This is a genomic window from Burkholderia sp. SR8, assembly GCF_052851275.1.
On sequence record NZ_JAULUC010000008.1, the window covers coordinates 1 to 19659 of the forward strand.

Below are 19659 nucleotides of genomic sequence, written 5' to 3' on the forward strand. Positions count from 1 at the left end.
CCGCCTCCATGGCCGCCGCCGTTGCCGCCACCGCCTCCATGGCCACCGCCGTCGCCGCCGCCACCTCCATGGCCGCCGCCGCCATCGCCGCCACCACCTCCATGGCCACCGCCACCTCCATGGCCACCGCCACCGGAAGTGCCGCCACCGGAAGTACCGCCGCCGGAAGTCCCGCCACCGGAAGTACCGCCGCCGGAAGTCCCGCCACCGGAAGTACCGCCGCCGGAAGTCCCGCCACCGGAAGTACCGCCACCGGAAGTGCCGCCACCGGAAGTGCCGCCACCGGAAGTACCGCCACCCGAAGTCCCGCCGCCGGAAGTACCACCACCCGAAGTGCCACCACCCGAAGTGCCACCACCCGAAGTGCCACCACCCGAAGTGCCGCCACCCGAAGTGCCGCCACCCGAAGTGCCGCCACCCGAAGTGCCGCCACCCGAAGTACCGCCCCCCGAGGTAGCACCGCCGGACGTACCCCCGCCTGAGCCACCACTGCCGGAAGCATTGCCGCTGCGGCCTGTCCCGCCTGAGCCGCCCGAGCCGTTCGTCCCACCCGTCGTCCCGCCGACGCCGGCAGGGCCAACGGCGCCGTTGCCGTTGTTGCCTCCATTGCCCGAGCCGCTGCCCGTGCCGCCGCCACCGCTGCCCCCGGCACCGTTGCCGACACCCCTGCCGGCATACACGTGTACCGCGCAAGCGGCCGGGTTGGCCGCACACGTCGCAGCGTTCTCGGCCAGCATCATCACGGGGTCCGCGCCGCTGTCCGCGTTGGCTGCGGTACCGGGCACCTGGGCGGATGGGGTAGTGGAAGTGCCGTCACCCGGCACTACAGTCACCGGAACGACGGCTGTCGTGTCCTGAGCGCCGGCATACGAGCAGCAGCACGCAATCGCGGCTGCGGCCAGCAGGGTCATGCGATAGCACCGTCCCGTCACGCGGGACAGTCGTTTCGTTCTACTCATCATTGGCCTCCCGATACGCGCAATGCCTCGTCACGCGTGTCCATCAACGTGTGATGCAGGGGACCAGCAACGATGCGTTGTCGTTTCGGCAGCCGATACGTATCGGACCGGCGCCGGAGGCCAGCCGCGAACACGAGTCGGCACGCGGGCCCGCCGTGCGAATCCCTAACTGCGAGATTCGTGCCATCGGCCCGCTATGCCTGTCGCGCAAGGCGCGTCCGGATGCGTGACAGCGTGCGAAACGCCGTTGTGGGTTTTTTGTTTCTGAAATGAAACGACTGACTACGGTCAGCGTGCCGTCGCATCGGCAGCGCGCAGCCACCGGTGGCACAGGATCGACGCGATCCAGCCGACGAGAAACAGCGCAACGATGCCGTAACCGAAGGTGCCGAAGCGTTCGCCGAGCGCATCGAGCGCGTCGCGCACGGGGCCCGTCAGCGACAGCTTGTCCGCGAGCAGGCCGGCGGCCTCGATTCCGCCGACGGCGAGCGCGACGGCTGCGGACACGAGCGTGATGCTCGCGTTGTACAGCAGCTTGCGCTGCGGATCGTCCATTGCCCAACCGTATGCATGAAGCATCAGCACGTTGTCGGTCGAATCGATCAGCGTCATGCCGGCCGCGAACAGCGCGGGAAACAGCATGATCGTGTAGACGGGCAGCGCATGGCTTGCCTGAGCGGCCGCGATCGCGAGCAGCGCGATTTCGGTTGCAGTATCGAAACCGAGGCCGAACAGCACGCCGACGGGATACATGTGCCAGCTTTTCGACACGAACCGGAACAGCGGGCGCAGCAGCCGCGCGACCAGGCCGCCCGTGCGATGCGTGTGCGCGGTGTCGTGCGCATGGTCCGGCGCGCTGCGATAGCGCCGCCACACGTCGCGCAGGATCGCGAGATTCATGCAGGCGAGCACGAGCAGGAACGTTGCCGACACCATCGTGCCGATCGTGCCGCCGATCGCGCGCCACGCGTCGAAGCGGTCGCGCAGCGCGAACGCGGTCAGCGCGATGCCGAGCGTCGCGGCGATCACGATCGTCGAGTGGCCGAGCGAGAAGAAGAGGCCGACGGTCACCGGGCGCTGGCCGTCCTGCATCAGCTTGCGTGTCGCGACGTCGATCGCGGCGATGTGATCGGCGTCGACCGCATGACGCAGCCCGAGGCCGTATGCGATCGCCGCGGTGCCGAGCAGCAGCGGATGGTCGCGCAGCACCGCGAGCGCCCAGAGCCAGACGGCGGCGTTCGCGGCGATCAGGCCGGCATACAGCATCAGCAGGCGGCGCAGGGCAGGATGGCTCGGCATCGGGACGTTTCCATCGGACGAATCGCGATGGATTGTGTCATGCGAAAAAAATGCCGGCGTGCCGATCAAAAAGGCGCGGCGCGCATCTCCTACGTGCGGCTGCCGAAAAAAAACCCGTCCGGAGACCGGACGGGCTTCGACGGGCAGCGGGTACTGCCCGGCGCCTACTTCACCTTCGCGTTGATCACGGCTTCCGACACGTTCGTCGGCGTTTCCGCGTAGTGCTTGAACTCCATCGTGTAGGTAGCGCGCCCCTGCGTCGCGGAGCGCAGCGACGTCGAATAGCCGAACATCTCGGCGAGCGGCACCTCGGCGCGCACGAGCTTGCCGCCGCCGCCGGCGATGTCGTCCATCCCCTGCACGATGCCGCGCCGGCTCGACAGGTCGCCCATCACGTTGCCCATGAACTCCTCGGGCGTTTCGACCTCGACGGCCATCATCGGCTCGAGCAGCACCGGCTTTGCCTTGCGCATCGCTTCCTTGAACGCCATCGAGCCGGCCATCCGGAACGCGTTTTCGTTCGAGTCGACGTCGTGGTACGAGCCGAACGTCAGGTGCACCTTCACGTCGACGACCGGATAGCCCGCGAGCACGCCCGACTTCAGCGTGTCGACGATGCCCTTGTCGACGGCCGGGATGTATTCGCGCGGAATCACGCCGCCCTTGATCTCGTCGAGGAACTCGTAGCCCTTGCCGGGGTTCGGCTCGAGCGTGATCACCGCATGCCCGTACTGGCCGCGCCCGCCCGACTGCTTGACGAACTTGCCTTCGACGTCGGCCGCCGTCGTGCGCACCGTTTCGCGGTAAGCGACCTGCGGCTTGCCGACCGTCGCCTCGACGCCGAACTCGCGCTTCATCCGGTCGACCAGGATTTCGAGGTGCAGCTCGCCCATCCCCGAGATGATCGTCTGCCCGGATTCCTCGTCGGTCTGCACGCGGAACGACGGGTCTTCCTGCGCGAGACGGTTCAGCGCGAGGCCCATCTTTTCCTGGTCGGCCTTCGTCTTCGGCTCGACGGCCTGCGAGATCACCGGCTCCGGAAATTCCATCTTCTCGAGGATGATCGGCTTCGCCGGGTCGCACAGCGTGTCGCCCGTCGTCGCTTCCTTCAGGCCGACCGCCGCCGCGATGTCGCCCGCGCGCACTTCCTTGATTTCCTTGCGCTCGTTCGCGTGCATCTGCAGGATCCGGCCGAGCCGCTCCTTCTTGTCCTTCGTCGCGTTCAGCACCGTGTCGCCCGATTCGACGACGCCCGAATACACGCGGAAGAAGATCAGCTGGCCGACGAACGGGTCGGTCATGATCTTGAACGCGAGCGACGAGAACGGCTCGTCGTCGCTCGGATGACGTTCCGCGGGCTTCTCCGGATCGTGGAAGTCGTGACCGAGAATCGCGGGCACGTCGACCGGCGACGGCAGGTAGTCGATCACCGCGTCGAGCATCGCCTGCACGCCCTTGTTCTTGAACGCGCTGCCGCACAGCATCGGCACGATCTCGTTGGCGATCGTGCGCTGGCGCAGTGCGCCCTTGATCTCGTCCTCGGTCAGCGACTCGTGGTCGTGCAGATACTTCTCGAGCAGATCCTCGCTCGCTTCCGCGGCGGCCTCGACCATCTTCTCGCGCCATTCGTGCGCGAGCTCGACGAGATTCGCCGGGATGTCCTCGTACGTGAACTTCACGCCCTGGCTTTCGTCGTCCCACACGATCGCCTTCATCTTCACGAGATCGACGACGCCCTGGAAATGATCTTCCGCGCCGATCGGAATCTGGATCGGCACGGCCACGCCCTTCAGGCGCTCGCCGATCTGGCGCTGCACGCGGAAGAAATCCGCGCCGACGCGGTCCATCTTGTTCACGAACGCGATGCGCGGCACCTTGTACTTGTTCGCCTGGCGCCACACGGTTTCGGACTGCGGCTGCACGCCGCCGACCGAGTCGTAGACCATGCACGCGCCGTCGAGCACGCGCATCGAGCGCTCGACCTCGATCGTGAAGTCGACGTGCCCGGGGGTATCGATGATGTTGATCCGGTGTTCCGGGTAGTTGCCGGCCATGCCCTTCCAGAAGGCCGTGGTCGCAGCCGACGTGATCGTGATGCCGCGTTCCTGCTCCTGCTCCATCCAGTCCATCGTGGCCGCGCCGTCGTGCACTTCACCGATCTTGTGGCTCACGCCGGTGTAAAACAGGATGCGCTCGGTCGTCGTGGTCTTGCCGGCATCGATGTGAGCACTGATCCCGATGTTGCGATAGCGCTCGATGGGGGTTTTGCGGGGCACGTGAACCTCCTGGTGGTTCGGGTCGTAAGCGGGGCGGCTGGGCCGGCCCGGACTGGAACAAGCGAGATTTAAAGGATAGCGCTTGTCCGTGGCTTTTGCAGATGCGGTCATGGCCGGTCGAATCAAGGCGGGCGCCGCCGGCGGACGAAAAAAAAGCCGGCGCGCTGCGGCGGCCGGCTTCGGTCGATGCGCGGCGCCGCCGCGGCATGCGTCGTTACTGCGGCTTGGGCAGCCCGTCGAGCTTCATGCCCGGCTTGATGCCCTTCGCCGCGAACCAGCCCTTGCTCATTTCGAGCGCATAGACGCCGTTGTTGCGCGGGCAGTGGTTGTCGGTCGTCTCGGCCTTCATCTCGTCGATGTCGGTAATCGTGCCGTCCGCGCGAATGAACGCGATCGACAGCGGGATCAGCGTGTTCTTCATCCAGAAGCAGTGCACGGCGTTCTCGTTGAACACGAACAGCATGCCTTCGTTCGGCGCGAGCTGCGACCGGTACATCAGCCCCTGTTCGCGGTCGGCGTCGTTCGCGGCGACGGCCGCGTCGATCACGTACATGCCGGCGCGCAGCTTCACGCGCGGGAACTCGCTCGGCTGCTTGGCGCCGGGCGGCATCTGCGCATGGGCGGTCTGCATGCCGAGTGCGAGGACGGCGAGCGCGGCGGGAAACACGGCGGCGCGCGCAAGGCGGCCGAGCGACGAGCGCAGGGAGAATCGCACAGCAGGGCTCCTATCGGGAAAACGAGACCCGCATGGTACGCGAAGCGCGCCGGCGGGCACAAAAAGAAAAAGGCAGATCGCCTTGCGGTGATCTGCCTTTCAACGCCGTAAGAACGGCAAGACTGCGTGTTCTTGACTGCGTTATTACAACCAGCTTGCTTAGTTCGAAGCAGCTGCCGGAGCTTCGGCTTCGCTAGCAGCCTTCTTAGCTGCGTGGTGCTTCTTTGCGTGGTGCTTCTTGGCAGCCTTGTGCTTTGCCGGTGCCGAAGCAGCTGCCGGAGCAGCAGCCGAAGCAGCTTCCGGAGCCGAAGCTTGTGCGAAAGCAGCCGTTGCGAAGAGACCAGCGACCAGAGCGGCGATCAGTTTGTTCATGTTGTGTTCCTCAGCTTTAGTTAATTAACCAAATGACCCGGCAATAGGAGTCATGTCGTCTAACGGTGCCATCCACCTTTCGGTTGACAGACGCTTCGAGAAATTTCTCTTTGCGCTGCGGGCGCCGAATCGTATTCGACGAAAGCGTCGCTTTCGTGACGCAAACGCGCAAATACCGCTTCGGCTGCCAATGCCGGATAGCTAAGGGTGGCATCTGCGTGGTTTAACGCGCGATGTTCGCAGGCGGTTGACGAAAAAGATGACGAAAAAATCGCGTGCCGCCGACGCGGTCATCCGGCGCGCGCGTAACCGTCCCACGGCGCGCGCGGCGGCAGTGCGATTGTTTCGCCCGGTGCAATGCCGAGCGCGAATATGTCGAGCGCGCCGATGCCGACGCGCACGAGACGCAACGTCGGGAAGCCGACCGCGGCCGTCATCCGGCGCACCTGCCGGTTCTTGCCTTCGGTGATCGCGAGCTCGATCCACGTGGTCGGGATCGCCGCCCGGTAGCGGATCGGCGGGTTGCGCGGCCACAGCGCGTCGGGCGGTTCGATGAATTCGGCGCGGCACGGGCGCGTCACGTAGTCGCCGAGATCGACGCCGCGTGCGAGCGCCTTCAGGTCGGCCGGGCCCGGCGCGCCGTCGACCTGCGCCCAGTAGCGTTTCACGAGCTTGTGGCGCGGCTCCGCGATGCGCGCCTGCAGCGCGCCGTCGTCGGTCAGCAGCAGCAGGCCCTCGCTGTCCGCATCGAGCCGGCCGGCCGCGTAGACGCCGGGCGTTTTTACCCAGTCGCCGAGCGACGGGCGCGTCTCGTGCGCGGAAAACTGGCAAATCGTGCCGAACGGCTTGTTGAGGGCGATCAGGGTCATGGCGGGGCGCCGCCCGGCAGCTCGCGGGAAGGCGGCGCGGACGGTCTATGGCAAATGGCGGAATCTTAATGCATAATACGGAACGGCAAGTCCTCTGTCTTATATAAGACATAAGGGAAGACTTGATACGCAGCGTCGCGCTTCGTGCCGCCGGCCCCGGTTGGGGCGCTAGAATAGCGGCTCGCTGTTGCCGTCACGAGGGTGGCAAGGCCGCCCCGCCGCGCGCGCAGTTTCGACCAGCATCACCTGCTCAGCCACGTCACTGGAGTCGATCATGCCGTATCAGCACATCAAGGTTCCGGAGGGCGGTGACAAGATCACCGTCAACAAGGACTTCTCGCTCAACGTTTCCGATCAACCGATCATTCCCTATATCGAAGGCGACGGCACGGGCTTCGATATCACGCCGGTGATGATCAAGGTGGTCGACGCGGCGGTCGCGCATGCGTACAAGGGCAAGCGCAAGATCCACTGGATGGAGATCTTCGCGGGCGAGAAGGCGACGAAGGTGTACGGTCCGGACGTGTGGCTGCCGGACGAAACGCTGCAGGTGCTGAAGGAATACGTGGTGTCGATCAAGGGGCCGCTCACGACCCCGGTCGGCGGCGGCATCCGTTCGCTGAACGTCGCGCTGCGCCAGGAACTCGACCTGTACGTGTGCCTGCGGCCGGTCCAGTATTTCAAGGGCGTGCCGTCGCCGGTGCGCGAGCCGCAGAAGATCGACATGGTCATCTTCCGCGAGAACTCGGAAGACATCTATGCGGGCATCGAATGGGCCGCGGGCTCCGAGCAGGCGAAGAAGGTCATCAAGTTCCTGCAGGACGAGATGGGCGTGAAGAAGATCCGCTTCCCGGAAACCTCGGGGATCGGCGTGAAGCCCGTGTCGACCGAAGGCACCGAGCGTCTCGTGCGCAAGGCGATCCAGTATGCGATCGACAACGATCGCAAGTCGGTCACGCTGGTGCACAAGGGCAACATCATGAAGTTCACGGAAGGCCTGTTCCGTGACGCCGGCTATGCGCTCGCGCAGAAGGAATTCGGCGGCGAGCTGATCGACGGCGGCCCGTGGATGCGCGTGAAGAACCCGAAGACGGGCAGCGAGATCGTCATCAAGGATTCGATCGCCGACGCATTCCTGCAACAGATCCTGCTGCGCCCGGCCGAATACGACGTGATCGCGACGCTGAACCTGAACGGCGACTACATCTCCGACGCGCTGGCCGCGCAGGTCGGCGGCATCGGGATCGCGCCGGGCGCGAACCTGTCGGATTCGGTCGCGATGTTCGAGGCGACCCACGGCACGGCGCCGAAGTATGCGGGCAAGGATTACGTGAACCCCGGTTCCGAGATCCTGTCGGCGGAAATGATGCTGCGCCACCTCGGCTGGACGGAAGCGGCCGACACGATCATCGCCGCGATGGAAAAGTCGATCCTGCAGAAGCGCGTCACGTACGACTTTGCCCGCCTGATGGAAGGTGCGACGCAGGTGTCGTGCTCCGGCTTCGGCGAAGTGCTGATCGAGAACATGTAAGTCCCCTTCCGGGGTAGGCCGGCGCAGAGCCGGCCGCCCCGGCGCCAGCTGCCGGGCGCCGGGGCGTTTCGTGAACGGCAGGTTTGTTGGCAGGGCGGTCCGGCATGCGGGCCGCGGCGCCGCGATGCGGCCCGCATGCCCTGCAAGGTAGAACATGACGGCCCTCGCAATACCGCCGCCCGGCTGAGCCGGCGCGCCCCTTTCGCGACCGACCCGGTCGCTCCCCGCCGGTTACCGCCGGCGCTCTTCAGTCAAAAATTTTCACGTAGCAACGCATCGACCATGTCCACTTCGCCCAAGATCATCTACACCCTCACCGACGAAGCGCCCGCGCTCGCGACCTATTCGCTGCTGCCGATCGTCAAGGCCTTCACGCGCTCGTCGGGCGTCGCCGTCGAGACGCGCGACATCTCGCTCGCCGGCCGCATCATCGCGGCATTCGCCGACGTCCTGCCGCCGGAGCAGAAGGGTTCCGACGATCTGGCCGAACTGGGCCAGCTCACGCTGAAGCCGGAAGCGAACATCATCAAGCTGCCGAACATCAGCGCATCGGTGCCGCAGCTGAAGGCCGCGATCGCCGAACTGCAGGCGCAGGGCTATACGCTGCCGGCGTACCCGGAAGAGCCGGCGACCGACGAAGAGAAGGCCGTCAAGGCCCGCTACGACAAGATCAAGGGCAGCGCGGTGAACCCGGTGCTGCGCGAAGGCAACTCGGATCGCCGCGCGCCGCTGTCGGTCAAGAACTACGCGCGCAAGCACCCGCACAAGATGGGCGCATGGAAGCCGACGTCGAAGGCGCACGTCGCGCACATGAGCGAAGGCGACTTCTACGGCAGCGAGAAATCCGCGCTGATCGCGGATGCCGGCAGCGTGAAGATCGAACTCACGACGGCCGACGGCGTGAAGAAGGTGCTGAAGGAAAAGACGGCCGTGAAGGCCGGCGAAATCATCGACGCATCGGTGATGAGCCGCAAGGCGCTGCGCAGCTTCATCGAAGCGCAGATCGCCGACGCGAAGGCGCAGGACGTGCTGTTCTCGGTGCACCTGAAGGCGACCATGATGAAGGTCTCGGACCCGATCCTGTTCGGTCACTTCGTGTCGGTGTTCTACCGCGACGCGCTCACGAAGCACGCGGACGTGCTGGCGAAGGCCGGCTTCAACCCGAACAACGGGATCGGCGACCTGTACGCGCGCCTGAAGGACCTGCCGGCCGACACGCGCGAAGCGATCGAAGCCGACGTGAAAGCCGAATACGCGGTGCGTCCGCGCCTCGCGATGGTCAACTCGGACAAGGGCATCACGAACCTGCACGTGCCGAGCGACGTGATCGTCGACGCATCGATGCCGGCGATGATCCGCGATTCGGGCGGCATGTGGGGCCCGGACGGTCAGCTGTACGACGCGAAGGCCGTGATTCCGGACCGCTGCTACGCGGGCGTGTACCAGGCCGTGATCGAGGACTGCAAGCAGCACGGCGCGTTCGATCCGGTCACGATGGGCAGCGTGCCGAACGTCGGCCTGATGGCGCAGGCGGCCGAGGAATACGGTTCGCACGACAAGACGTTCCTGATCCCCGCTGACGGCGTCGTGCGCGTCACCGACGAAGCCGGCAACGTGCTGCTCGAGCACGCGGTCGAGTCGGGCGACATCTGGCGCATGTGCCAGACCAAGGACGCACCGGTGCAGGACTGGGTCAAGCTCGCGGTGAACCGCGCCCGCGCGACCGGCGCGCCGGCCGTGTTCTGGCTCGATCCGGCCCGTGCGCACGACGCGCAGATCATCGCGAAGGTCGAACGCTACCTGAAGGACCACGACACGAACGGTCTCGACATCCGGATCATGACGCCGGTCGACGCGACGCGTTTCTCGCTCGAGCGCATCCGCGCGGGCAAGGACACCATCTCGGTCACCGGCAACGTGCTGCGCGATTACCTGACCGACCTGTTCCCGATCATGGAACTCGGCACCAGCGCGAAGATGCTGTCGATCGTGCCGCTGATGGCCGGCGGCGGGATGTTCGAAACGGGCGCGGGCGGCTCGGCACCGAAGCACGTGCAGCAGTTCGTCGAGGAAGGCTTCCTGCGCTGGGATTCGCTCGGCGAGTTCCTCGCGCTGGCCGCGTCGCTCGAACACCTCGGCCATGCTTACCAGAACCCGAAGGCACTCGTGCTCGCGAAGACGCTTGACCAGGCAACCGGCAAGTTCCTGGACGAGAACAAGTCGCCGGCGCGCAAGGTCGGCGGCCTCGACAACCGCGGCAGCCACTTCTACCTGTGCCTGTACTGGGCGCAGGCGCTCGCCGAGCAGACCGAGGACGCAGCGCTGAAGGCGCAGTTCGAAGGTGTCGCGAAGTCGCTGTCGGACAACGAGGCGCGCATCCTGGAAGAACTGTCGGCTGCGCAGGGCAGCGCGCAGGCGATCGGCGGCTACTACCGTCCGAACGTCGAGCTGACCGGCAAGGCGATGCGCCCGAGCGCGACGCTGAACGGCATCATCGACGCAGTCGCCTGACGCGGGCCGCGCCGCCGCGCGCGTCGCAGTCTCGGCAACGGCGGCAGCCATCGCGGCGGGCCTCCCGGCTCGCCGTTGCGCCGAACATGAAAACGCCCCGGTCGCCCGGGGCGTTTTTCGTTGCAGGCGTGCCATTCAGACGTGAACGATTTCCCATTCGGCGATTTCGTCCGGCACTTCGAGCGTCGCCGTGTCAAGTTCGGACGGTTGTGCGCAGTCGCCGCGGGAGATGCGGTCGGCCGCGACTTCCGGGCACGAGAACGCGCCGAGCGAAGCGTTGCCGAACGTCGCTTCCCAGCCGCCGTTTGCCGGCAGGATGTAGAACGACCCGAGCGCTGAACCAAAGCGAAATCCCTTCATTTCCGTTCTCCCTTTCTGATTACAAGCGATTCTGGTGTGCGGCCCGCCGGCGCGTCCGGCTGTGGCCCGACTGGTTGCTTGCGCCGGGGTTCCGTCTCGAACGTCGTGGCGAAGCGTCAGTGCATGGAACAAAGTCTACGTCTGCGGCCGGTGTCGATGGTGCGCGTAGAACGCTTTCTCGAAACAAAAATTCTCTTTTAAAAACAAATTGATATTTCGAGCGTTTTGTATTGCGGAACGTTTTTCGGCATCGCGAAACAGCGAATTTGTGCCGTGCACCACGAATTTTTATAAAGCAGTGACTTGTTCCGCATCGTGAAAAATCGGCGATTTCATGCGCGGGCGGCGCGCGGTGTGCCGAGGGCGCGGCAAGCGGCCGCTGGAAATGAACTCGCGCGGGACCGGCGAAAACGCATCGGCGAGCACCGCGACCGCCGCCGCGGCATGAATGCAGTGCGCCTCGCGTTGCGCGACCGTCGAACGCGCAGCTGAAACGGCGTGCGAGCCGTCGTGCCGGGCCGGCACTGCGACGAATCGACGCTCGTCCGGTGCCGGGGCGTTTCGACCGGGGGCTGCGGTTATGATGACGCGGGCATCGGTTTTCGGGTCGCGCAGCCGCGCTCCCGGTGCCGGCTGGCGCGGCAGTCGCGACGGCCGCATGACGCAGCACGAATGACGAGGAACGATTGATGATACGGAGAACCTTTCTGTCGCACGCCATCGGCGTCGCGGCCGCATCGCTGTTTGCGCGCACCGCGTGGGCGCAGCACGCAGCTCACGCGGGCAAGGCCGGCATGGATCAGATGGACGACATGCCGGGCATGGCCGGTCACGCGCAGCACGCGAAGCCGGCGCCGGCCGCACTCGCGGCCGCCGACGCGCTGCCGGCCGGCGCGCCGCTCGCGTCGCTGCGTACGCTCGCGAACGAAAGCCGCGAGCCCGGCACGTTCCGCGCGACGCTGGTCGCGCAGCCGGTTGCGCGGCCGCTGCTGCACGGTGCGCGTCCGACGACGTTCTGGCAGTTCGGCGCCGGTACGCAAGGGCCGGTCGTCGGCCCGCTGATCGACGTGCGCGAGGGCGATACGGTCGAAATCCGTTTCGTGAACAAGCTGCCGCAACCGTCGACGATCCACTGGCACGGCCTGCCGGTGCCGCCGGACCAGGACGGCAACCCGTCCGATCCGGTCGCGCCGGGTGCGTCGCGCGTGTACCGCTTCACGCTGCCGAAGGGCAGCGCCGGCACCTACTGGTATCACCCGCATCCGCACATGATGACGGCCGAGCAGGTGTTCCGCGGGCTGGCCGGACCGTTCATCGTGCGCGCCGCCGACGATCCGCTCGCCGGCTGGCCCGAGCGCAACCTGTTCGTGTCCGACCTGAAGCTTGCGCGCGACGGCACGATCCCGCCGAACGACATGATGGACTGGATGAACGGCCGCGAAGGGCAGTTCGTGCTCGTCAACGGCGCGCGCCGGCCGCGGATCGACGTCGCGGGCGACGAGCGCTGGCGCGTATGGAACGCGTGCAGCGCGCGCTACCTGCGCGTCGCGTTCGACGACGGCCGCGCATTCGAGCAGGCCGGCACCGACGGCGGGCTGTTCGATGCGCCGCGCCGCGTGACGTCGCTGCTGCTCGCGCCGGGCGAGCGCGCGGAGCTGCTGGTGCGCGCCGGCGACCGCGCGTCACGCGCGGTGCTGCAGGCGGCCGAGTACGACCGCCGCAAAATGGCGATGTCGCACGACGACGGTCACGGCAGCCTGCCGCCCGATCCGGCGCTGCCGCTGGCCGACGTCGCGTTCGCACCGGCCGCCGCGCGTGCGCTGCCGGCCACGCTGCGCACGGTTCCGGCGCTCGGCGAGCCAGTCGCGCACAAGGAAGTGGCGTTCGGCGAGGAGATGGACATGGATGCGATGATGAACGGCCCGTCGCATGGCCGCCCGGCCGGCATGCGCTTCACGATCAACGGGGCCGCGTACGCGCCGCACCGCGCGACGCTGACGAGCCGCCGCGGCGACGTCGAGCGCTGGACGATCCGCAACGCGACCGACATGGATCACCCGTTCCACTTGCACGGCACGCAATTCCAGGTGATCGAGCGCGCATCCGACGGCACGCGCACGGCCGAGCCGTTCCGCGCATGGCGCGACACCGTGAACGTGCGCAGCGGCGAAACGGTGACGATTCTCGTCACGCAAGAGATGCCCGGCGAGCGCATGTTTCACTGCCATATTCTCGAACACGAGGATCTAGGCATGATGGGCACGCTGAAGGTCGTGTGACGGGTAATCGAATATGTTTCGCGCGTATGTCGCCATTCGATCTGCGCGCGCGACGAGACAATACCTGTTCAATTATCGGGATTGAACGAAAAGGCCGGCCAATCGAATAAACGATTGGCCGGCCTGAAAAAAAGAAACCCGGCGCAATGCCGGGTTTCTTCGTCTGATATCCGGTGCCTTTATGCGGCCTGGATGTTCGACGCTTGCTTGCCCTTCGGCCCTTGAACGACCTCGAAGCTCACCTTCTGGCCTTCCTTCAGGGTCTTGAAGCCCTGCATGTTGATGGCCGAGAAGTGCGCAAACAGATCTTCACCGCCCTCGTCGGGAGTGATGAAACCGAAGCCCTTCGCGTCGTTGAACCACTTCACGATACCAGTTGCCATTTCCTACTTCCCCTGTCACACAGTCGCTGCTACTTACCACGAGCACGCTCGAAAAGCTAAACGACCGGAAAATACAGCCGTTCCCCCCTCACAAGCTCACCTTCGGCCTCTTTCATTTCGCCATCAGACGAATTGAAAAAAGTGCCAGCTTGATTGTTGGCGCTCTTTATTTGAGTGTCAAGCGGAATTTTTAGACGCCTGGAGGGACGTTGTAAAGAACCCATTTTCAGGGTTTTTCCGGCTTTGCTGTGCAGCATGCCGCCAAGCGCGCGGGCTTGAAAAGTCGCATAATCGGCTCATATACCAGGCTCGAGTGACACGCGATCGAGTCGTCCGGCTTGTGGGATACTGGATGCGGATGCGACGGTCCGGTGCGGTTTCCCCCTGACGGTTCGTGTTCCGCGCCACGCGTGAAAGCCGGCACCGCAGCCGGCTTTCCTATGGCACGAAGACGATCGCGCATCGTCGGGAACCAGGGAGGGGGCCGGCCGGTCGGTCGGGTAACGGCAGGATTGCGGGCCTGTCCGAGTTGTTTAGAATGGGTGTATGGCGATTATCCCGGACAAGCAGGACAGCACCGTCCTGGAACGCAAGCAGCAGAAGCTCAAGCCGCCTTCGATGTACAAGGTGGTGCTGCTGAACGACGACTTCACGCCGATGGAGTTCGTTGTGATGGTCGTACAGGAGTATTTCAAGAAGGATCGCGAGACGGCCACGCAGATCATGCTGAAGGTCCATCGCGAAGGGCGAGGGGTTTGTGGGGTCTATACGCGGGACATCGCGTCGACCAAGGTTGAGCAAGTCGTTACCCATGCGCGGCAGGCCGGGCATCCGCTGCAGTGCGTGATGGAGGAAGCATGATTGCCCAGGAATTGGAAGTCAGCCTGCACATGGCGTTCATGGAAGCACGCCAGGCGCGCCATGAGTTCATTACGGTCGAGCATCTGCTGCTCGCCCTGCTGGATAATCCCACGGCAGCCGAGGTGTTGCGCGCGTGCGCGGCAAACATCGAGGACCTGCGTCAGAACCTGCGCAATTTCATCCACGACAACACACCTACCGTCCCGGGCACCGACGATGTCGATACCCAGCCGACGCTCGGTTTCCAGCGCGTGATCCAGCGCGCGATCATGCACGTCCAGTCGACGTCGAACGGCAAGAAGGAAGTCACCGGCGCGAACGTGCTGGTCGCGATCTTCGGCGAGAAGGACTCGCATGCCGTGTACTACCTGCAGCAGCAGGGCGTCACGCGCCTCGACGTCGTGAACTTCATTTCGCACGGCATCGCGAAGACGAACGGCGGCGAAGCCGCGAAGTCGGCCGATTCGAACGCGGAAAGCGAAGACGCGAATGCGCAGAAGGAAACGCCGCTCGCGCAGTTCACGCAGAACCTGAACCAGATGGCGAAGGACGGCCGCATCGATCCGCTGATCGGTCGCGAGCCGGAGGTCGAGCGCGTCGTGCAGGTGCTGTGCCGCCGCCGCAAGAACAATCCGCTGCTCGTCGGCGAGGCCGGGGTCGGCAAGACCGCGATCGCGGAAGGGCTCGCCTACCGGATCACGCGCGGCGAAGTGCCGGACATCCTCGCGAATGCGCAGGTGTACTCGCTCGACATGGGCGCGCTGCTCGCGGGCACCAAGTATCGCGGCGACTTCGAGCAGCGTCTGAAGACGGTGCTGAAGGAGCTGAAGGAGCGTCCGCACGCGATCCTGTTCATCGACGAGATCCACACGCTGATCGGCGCGGGCGCCGCATCGGGCGGCACGCTCGACGCGTCGAACCTGCTGAAGCCGGCGCTGTCGTCGGGCACGCTGAAGTGCATCGGCGCGACCACCTTCACCGAATATCGCGGCATCTTCGAGAAGGACGCGGCGCTGTCGCGGCGCTTCCAGAAGGTCGACGTGACGGAGCCGACCGTCGAGCAGACGGTCGCGATCCTGCGCGGGCTGAAGTCGCGCTTCGAGGAGCACCACGGCGTCAAGTATTCGTCGGGCGCGCTGTCGGCCGCGGCCGAGCTGTCGGCACGCTTCATCACCGACCGGCACCTGCCGGACAAGGCGATCGACGTGATCGACGAAGCAGGCGCCGCGCAGCGCATCCTGCCGAAGTCGAAGCAGAAGAAGACGATCGGCAAGAGCGAGATCGAGGAAATCATCTCGAAGATCGCGCGCGTGCCGGCGCAGAGCGTGTCGCAGGACGATCGCAGCAAGCTGCAGACGCTCGATCGCGACCTGAAGAGCGTCGTGTTCGGCCAGGACCCGGCGATCGACGCGCTCGCCGCATCGATCAAGATGGCGCGCGCGGGTCTCGGCAAGATGGACAAGCCGATCGGCGCGTTCCTGTTCTCCGGCCCGACCGGCGTCGGCAAGACCGAAGTGGCGCGGCAACTCGCGTTCACGCTCGGCATCGAGCTGATCCGCTTCGACATGTCGGAATACATGGAGCGTCACGCGGTGAGCCGGCTGATCGGCGCGCCGCCGGGCTACGTCGGGTTCGACCAGGGCGGCCTGCTGACCGAAGCCGTCACGAAGAAGCCGCACTGCGTGCTGCTGCTCGACGAAATCGAGAAGGCGCATCCGGACATCTTCAACGTGCTGCTGCAGGTGATGGACCACGGCACGCTGACGGACAACAACGGCCGCAAGGCGGATTTCCGCAACGTCATCATCATCATGACGACGAACGCGGGCGCCGAGTCGATGCAGAAGGCGACGATCGGGTTCACCACGCGCCGCGAAACCGGCGACGAAATGACCGACATCAAGCGCCTGTTCACGCCGGAGTTCCGCAACCGTCTGGACGCGATCATCAGCTTCCGCTCGCTCGATGAGGAAATCATCATGCGTGTGGTCGACAAGTTCCTGATCCAGCTCGAGGAGCAGCTGCACGAGAAGAAGGTCGACGCGCTCTTCACCGACGCGCTGCGCAAGCATCTCGCGAAGCACGGCTTCGACCCGCTGATGGGTGCGCGGCCGATGCAGCGGCTGATCCAGGACACGATCCGCCGCGCGCTGGCCGACGAACTGCTGTTCGGCAAGCTGCTCAACGGCGGCCATGTGACGGTCGACGTCGACGAGGGCGACAAGGTGCAGCTGTCGTTCGACAAGCTGGCGAACCCGCCGCACAAGCCGAACGAGGAGACGGTCGAAGTCGAGTAAGCGATAATTCGTTGTTCATGCGAACGGCGCGGGAAGTTCTCCGCGCCGTTTCGTTTTATCCGGCGCCGGCGGCGCGATGGTGGTGCAGGGCAGCGGTAAGGGAGTGGTAACGCAGTGACACAACAACAACGGTCGTTCGACGACATCGTCGCGCGCGAACAAGGGTTGCGCCATGCGCTGACGTCCGGGCAGATGGCGATGATCGCGATCGGCGGTGCGATCGGCACGGGGCTGTTCCTCGGCAGCGGCTTCGCGATCGGGCTCGCCGGCCCGAGCGTACTGGTTTCGTATGCGATCGGCGCGCTGATCGCGCTGCTGCTGATGGGCGCGCTGGCCGAAATGACGGTCGCGCATCCGACGGCCGGCTCGTTCGGCGCGTATGCCGAGCACTACGTCGGTCCGCTCGCGGGCTTTCTGGTGCGTTATGCGTACTGGTTCGCGGTGGTGTTCGCGATCGGCACCGAGATCAGCGCGATCGCCGTGTTCATGAAGTACTGGTTCCCGGCCGTGCCCGGCTGGTACTGGGTGATCGGCTTCTCCGCGCTGCTGATCGCGGTGAACCTCGCGAGCGTGACGCTGTACGGCACGATCGAATACGCGTTCTCGCTGCTGAAGATCGCGGCGATCGTCGTGTTCATCGTGCTCGGCGCCTATCTCGTATGGTCCGCGCCGGCGGCCTCCGGCATTGGCTTCGCGAACTACACCGCGCACGGCGGCTTCATGCCGAAAGGCCCATGGGGTACCTGGGTCGCGGTGATCGTCGCAATTTTCAGCTACATGAGCATCGAGGCGGTCGCGATCGCGGCCGGCGAGGCGCGCGATCCGCAGCACGCGGTCACGCGCGCGTTCCGCTCGACGGTGTTCCGGCTCGTGCTGTTCTACCTGCTGACGCTCGCGCTGATGCTCGCGATCGTGCCGTGGACGCAGGCCGGCACCGACGAAAGCCCGTTCGTGAAGGTGATGGCCGCGACGCACGTGCCGTATGCGGCCGGCGTGATCAATTTCGTGCTGCTGATCGCGGCGTTGTCGGCGATGAACAGCCAGCTGTACGTGACGACGCGGATGATGTTCAGCCTGTCGCGCGCGCGGCTCGCGCCGGCGGTGTTCGGCCGGCTCGGCAGCAACGGTGTACCGCGCGCGGCGCTGTGGATCTCGACGAGCGGCGTCGCGGTCGCGGCCGTGCTGGTCGCGCTGTCGCCCGATACCGCATTCACCGTGATGATGGCGATCGCGATGTTCGGCGCGCTGTTCACGTGGCTGATGATCTTCGTCACGCACCTGCGGTTCCGCGCGCGCTACAGCGGCCCGGCGCTCGCGTTCCGGATGTGGGGGCACCCGTTCGGCAGCCTGCTCGGCGCCGCGCTCGTCGGCGCGATCCTGCTCACGACCGCATTCACGCGCGAGTTCCGGATGACGATGGTGGTCGGCGTCGTGTTCATCGTGCTGCTGACGCTCGCGTACGCGCTGCATTACCGGCACGAACACGCGCGCTGACGGGCCGGCGACCGCCGTGCGGCGGCAATCGTGGCGTTTTCGACACCGCTAAGGTTGCGTTAAGCCGGCGGCGGCTACATTCGAACCTGTCCGTATTGCGGGGCGGCCGTTGCCGGCCCGCGGCTTTCCTGTAAAAGGGGTTCGAATGAACAAACTTCCCGAAATCACGCTCGCGTTCTGGATCATGAAGATCTGCGCGACGACGCTCGGCGAAACCGGCGGCGACCTGCTGTCGATGACGCTGAACGTCGGATACGCGGTCAGCTCGATCCTGCTGTTCGGTTTCTTTCTCGTGACGCTCGGCGCGCAGCTCCGGACCCACGGCTATCGCCCGGCGATCTACTGGGCCGTGATCGTCGCGACCAGCACGGCCGGCACGACGATGTCCGATTTCATGGACCGCACGCTCGGCCTCGGCTACGCAGCCGGCGCGTCGATCCTCGTCGCGATCCTGCTGGGTATCTTCGCGGTGTGGCGCCTGAGCGGCGAATCGCTGTCGGTCGACCTGATCCGCACGCGCAAGGTCGAGCTGCTGTACTGGATCGCGATCCTGTTCTCGAACACGCTCGGCACCGCGCTCGGCGATTTCCTCGCGGACAGCTCGGGCCTCGGCTTCGGCGGCGGCGCGCTGCTGATCGGCGGGCTGCTTGCGGTGATCGTGCTCGCGCACTATTTCACGCGCATTTCCGGCGTGCTGCTGTTCTGGGCGGCGTTCGTGCTCACGCGTCCGTTCGGCGCGACGGTCGGCGATCTGCTGACGAAGCCGGTCGCGAAGGGCGGGCTTGCCCTCGGTACGGTCGGTTCGTCGGCGGTGCTGCTCGGCGTTCTGGTCGCGATGGTGATCTACGCGACCGTCGTGCAGGCGCGGCGACGCGAGCTCGTGCCGGCGCGCGTCGCGCAGACGGCCGATCGGTGAGCCGACACGGAAAGCAGAAAGGGGCCGCGAGGCCCCTTTCTTGCGCTGTGCCGTTCAGTGACGGCCGGTGCTGCCGAAGCCGCCTTCGCCGCGATCGCTCTGCGCGAAGTCGTCGACGATGTTGAACTGCGCCTGCACGACCGGCACGATCACGAGCTGAGCGAGGCGTTCGAACGGGTTCAGCACGAACTCGGTCTGGCCGCGGTTCCACGTGGACACCATCAGCTGGCCCTGGTAGTCGGAATCGATCAGGCCGACCAGGTTGCCGAGCACGATTCCGTGCTTGTGGCCGAGGCCGGAGCGCGGCAGGATCAGCGCTGCATAGCCGGGGTCGGCGAGATGGATCGCGAGGCCCGTCGGCACCAGCGTCGTTTCGCCGGGCTGCAGCGTGACGGGCGCGTCGAGACATGCGCGCAGGTCGAGGCCGGCGCTGCCGGTGGTCGCGTAAGCGGGCAGGTAGTCGCGCATGCGCGCGTCGAGGATCTTCAGGTCGAGTTTCATGCGGTCGTCGAATCGGTCGGAAAGGGCGCGGTGGCG

Annotated in this window: 16 protein-coding genes and 1 pseudogene; 7 read left to right on the forward strand and 10 right to left on the reverse strand. The window is 65.7% G+C overall.

The annotated features are described in order from the left end of the window. The 6 genes and pseudogenes from Q3A80_RS12170 to Q3A80_RS12195 form a co-directional block, all read right to left on the reverse strand. Positions 1–959, reverse strand: a pseudogene (locus tag Q3A80_RS12170) (hypothetical protein); the annotation flags it as partial. Positions 960–1247: 288 nt separating this feature from the next. Next, positions 1248–2258, reverse strand: a complete 1011-nt coding sequence (locus Q3A80_RS12175; protein ID WP_446329265.1) for a HoxN/HupN/NixA family nickel/cobalt transporter — start codon at positions 2256–2258, stop codon at positions 1248–1250. A gap of 164 nt (positions 2259–2422) precedes the next feature. Beyond that, entirely contained in the window at positions 2423–4534 is a 2112-nt protein-coding gene (gene fusA, locus Q3A80_RS12180) for an elongation factor G (RefSeq protein WP_446329266.1), read from the reverse strand. A 214-nt stretch (positions 4535–4748) separates the two neighbouring features. Then, positions 4749–5249, reverse strand: a complete 501-nt coding sequence (locus Q3A80_RS12185) for a DUF192 domain-containing protein (protein ID WP_446329267.1) — start codon at positions 5247–5249, stop codon at positions 4749–4751. A gap of 159 nt (positions 5250–5408) precedes the next feature. After that, complete coding sequence (locus Q3A80_RS12190) at positions 5409–5621, reverse strand: hypothetical protein (RefSeq protein ID WP_006398520.1); 213 nt, start codon at positions 5619–5621, stop codon at positions 5409–5411. A gap of 290 nt (positions 5622–5911) precedes the next feature. Then, positions 5912–6490 (reverse strand): pseudouridine synthase, encoded by a 579-nt coding sequence (locus Q3A80_RS12195; RefSeq protein ID WP_446329268.1) that lies wholly within the window; start codon positions 6488–6490, stop codon positions 5912–5914. Between the two features lie 274 nt (positions 6491–6764). On the opposite strand from Q3A80_RS12195, the gene icd reads away from it, so the two are divergent. Continuing rightward, the gene (icd, locus tag Q3A80_RS12200) at positions 6765–8021 is read left to right on the forward strand and encodes an NADP-dependent isocitrate dehydrogenase (protein WP_040141560.1); all 1257 of its coding nucleotides are present in this window, start codon (positions 6765–6767) and stop codon (positions 8019–8021) included. Between the two features lie 282 nt (positions 8022–8303). Then, positions 8304–10532 carry an NADP-dependent isocitrate dehydrogenase gene (locus tag Q3A80_RS12205; protein WP_446329269.1) on the forward strand — a complete coding sequence of 743 codons (2229 nt, stop codon included), beginning with the start codon at positions 8304–8306 and terminating at the stop codon, positions 10530–10532. 135 nt (positions 10533–10667) lie between these two features. Here the strand turns inward: Q3A80_RS12205 and Q3A80_RS12210 are convergent, their stop codons facing one another. Beyond that, on the reverse strand, positions 10668–10892 hold the full coding sequence (locus tag Q3A80_RS12210; RefSeq protein ID WP_006478028.1) for a hypothetical protein: 225 nt from the start codon (positions 10890–10892) through the stop codon (positions 10668–10670). 288 nt (positions 10893–11180) lie between these two features. Next, complete coding sequence (locus Q3A80_RS12215) at positions 11181–11552, reverse strand: hypothetical protein (RefSeq protein WP_446329270.1); 372 nt, start codon at positions 11550–11552, stop codon at positions 11181–11183. A gap of 29 nt (positions 11553–11581) precedes the next feature. On the opposite strand from Q3A80_RS12215, the gene Q3A80_RS12220 reads away from it, so the two are divergent. Further along, positions 11582–13171, forward strand: a complete 1590-nt coding sequence (locus tag Q3A80_RS12220) for a multicopper oxidase family protein (RefSeq protein ID WP_446329271.1) — start codon at positions 11582–11584, stop codon at positions 13169–13171. 179 nt (positions 13172–13350) lie between these two features. Here the strand turns inward: Q3A80_RS12220 and Q3A80_RS12225 are convergent, their stop codons facing one another. Further along, complete coding sequence (locus Q3A80_RS12225; RefSeq protein ID WP_004196460.1) at positions 13351–13554, reverse strand: cold-shock protein; 204 nt, start codon at positions 13552–13554, stop codon at positions 13351–13353. A gap of 546 nt (positions 13555–14100) precedes the next feature. On the opposite strand from Q3A80_RS12225, the gene clpS reads away from it, so the two are divergent. The 4 genes from clpS (at position 14101) to Q3A80_RS12245 (ending at position 19122) form a co-directional block, all read left to right on the forward strand. Further along, the gene (gene clpS / locus Q3A80_RS12230) at positions 14101–14415 is read left to right on the forward strand and encodes an ATP-dependent Clp protease adapter ClpS (RefSeq protein ID WP_006398529.1); all 315 of its coding nucleotides are present in this window, start codon (positions 14101–14103) and stop codon (positions 14413–14415) included. Beyond that, positions 14412–16712 (forward strand): ATP-dependent Clp protease ATP-binding subunit ClpA, encoded by a 2301-nt coding sequence (clpA, locus tag Q3A80_RS12235; protein ID WP_446329272.1) that lies wholly within the window; start codon positions 14412–14414, stop codon positions 16710–16712. The genes clpS and clpA overlap by 4 nt, the downstream gene beginning before the upstream one ends. A gap of 114 nt (positions 16713–16826) precedes the next feature. Beyond that, positions 16827–18206: an amino acid permease gene (locus tag Q3A80_RS12240; protein WP_446329273.1), complete on the forward strand. Its 1380-nt coding sequence runs from the start codon at positions 16827–16829 to the stop codon at positions 18204–18206. 145 nt (positions 18207–18351) lie between these two features. Next, positions 18352–19122 (forward strand): COG4705 family protein, encoded by a 771-nt coding sequence (locus tag Q3A80_RS12245; RefSeq protein ID WP_446329274.1) that lies wholly within the window; start codon positions 18352–18354, stop codon positions 19120–19122. 54 nt (positions 19123–19176) lie between these two features. Here Q3A80_RS12245 and dut read toward each other — a convergent pair whose 3' ends face one another. Continuing rightward, entirely contained in the window at positions 19177–19623 is a 447-nt protein-coding gene (dut, locus tag Q3A80_RS12250; RefSeq protein ID WP_057926079.1) for a dUTP diphosphatase, read from the reverse strand. Between the last annotated feature and the right edge of the window lie 36 nt (positions 19624–19659).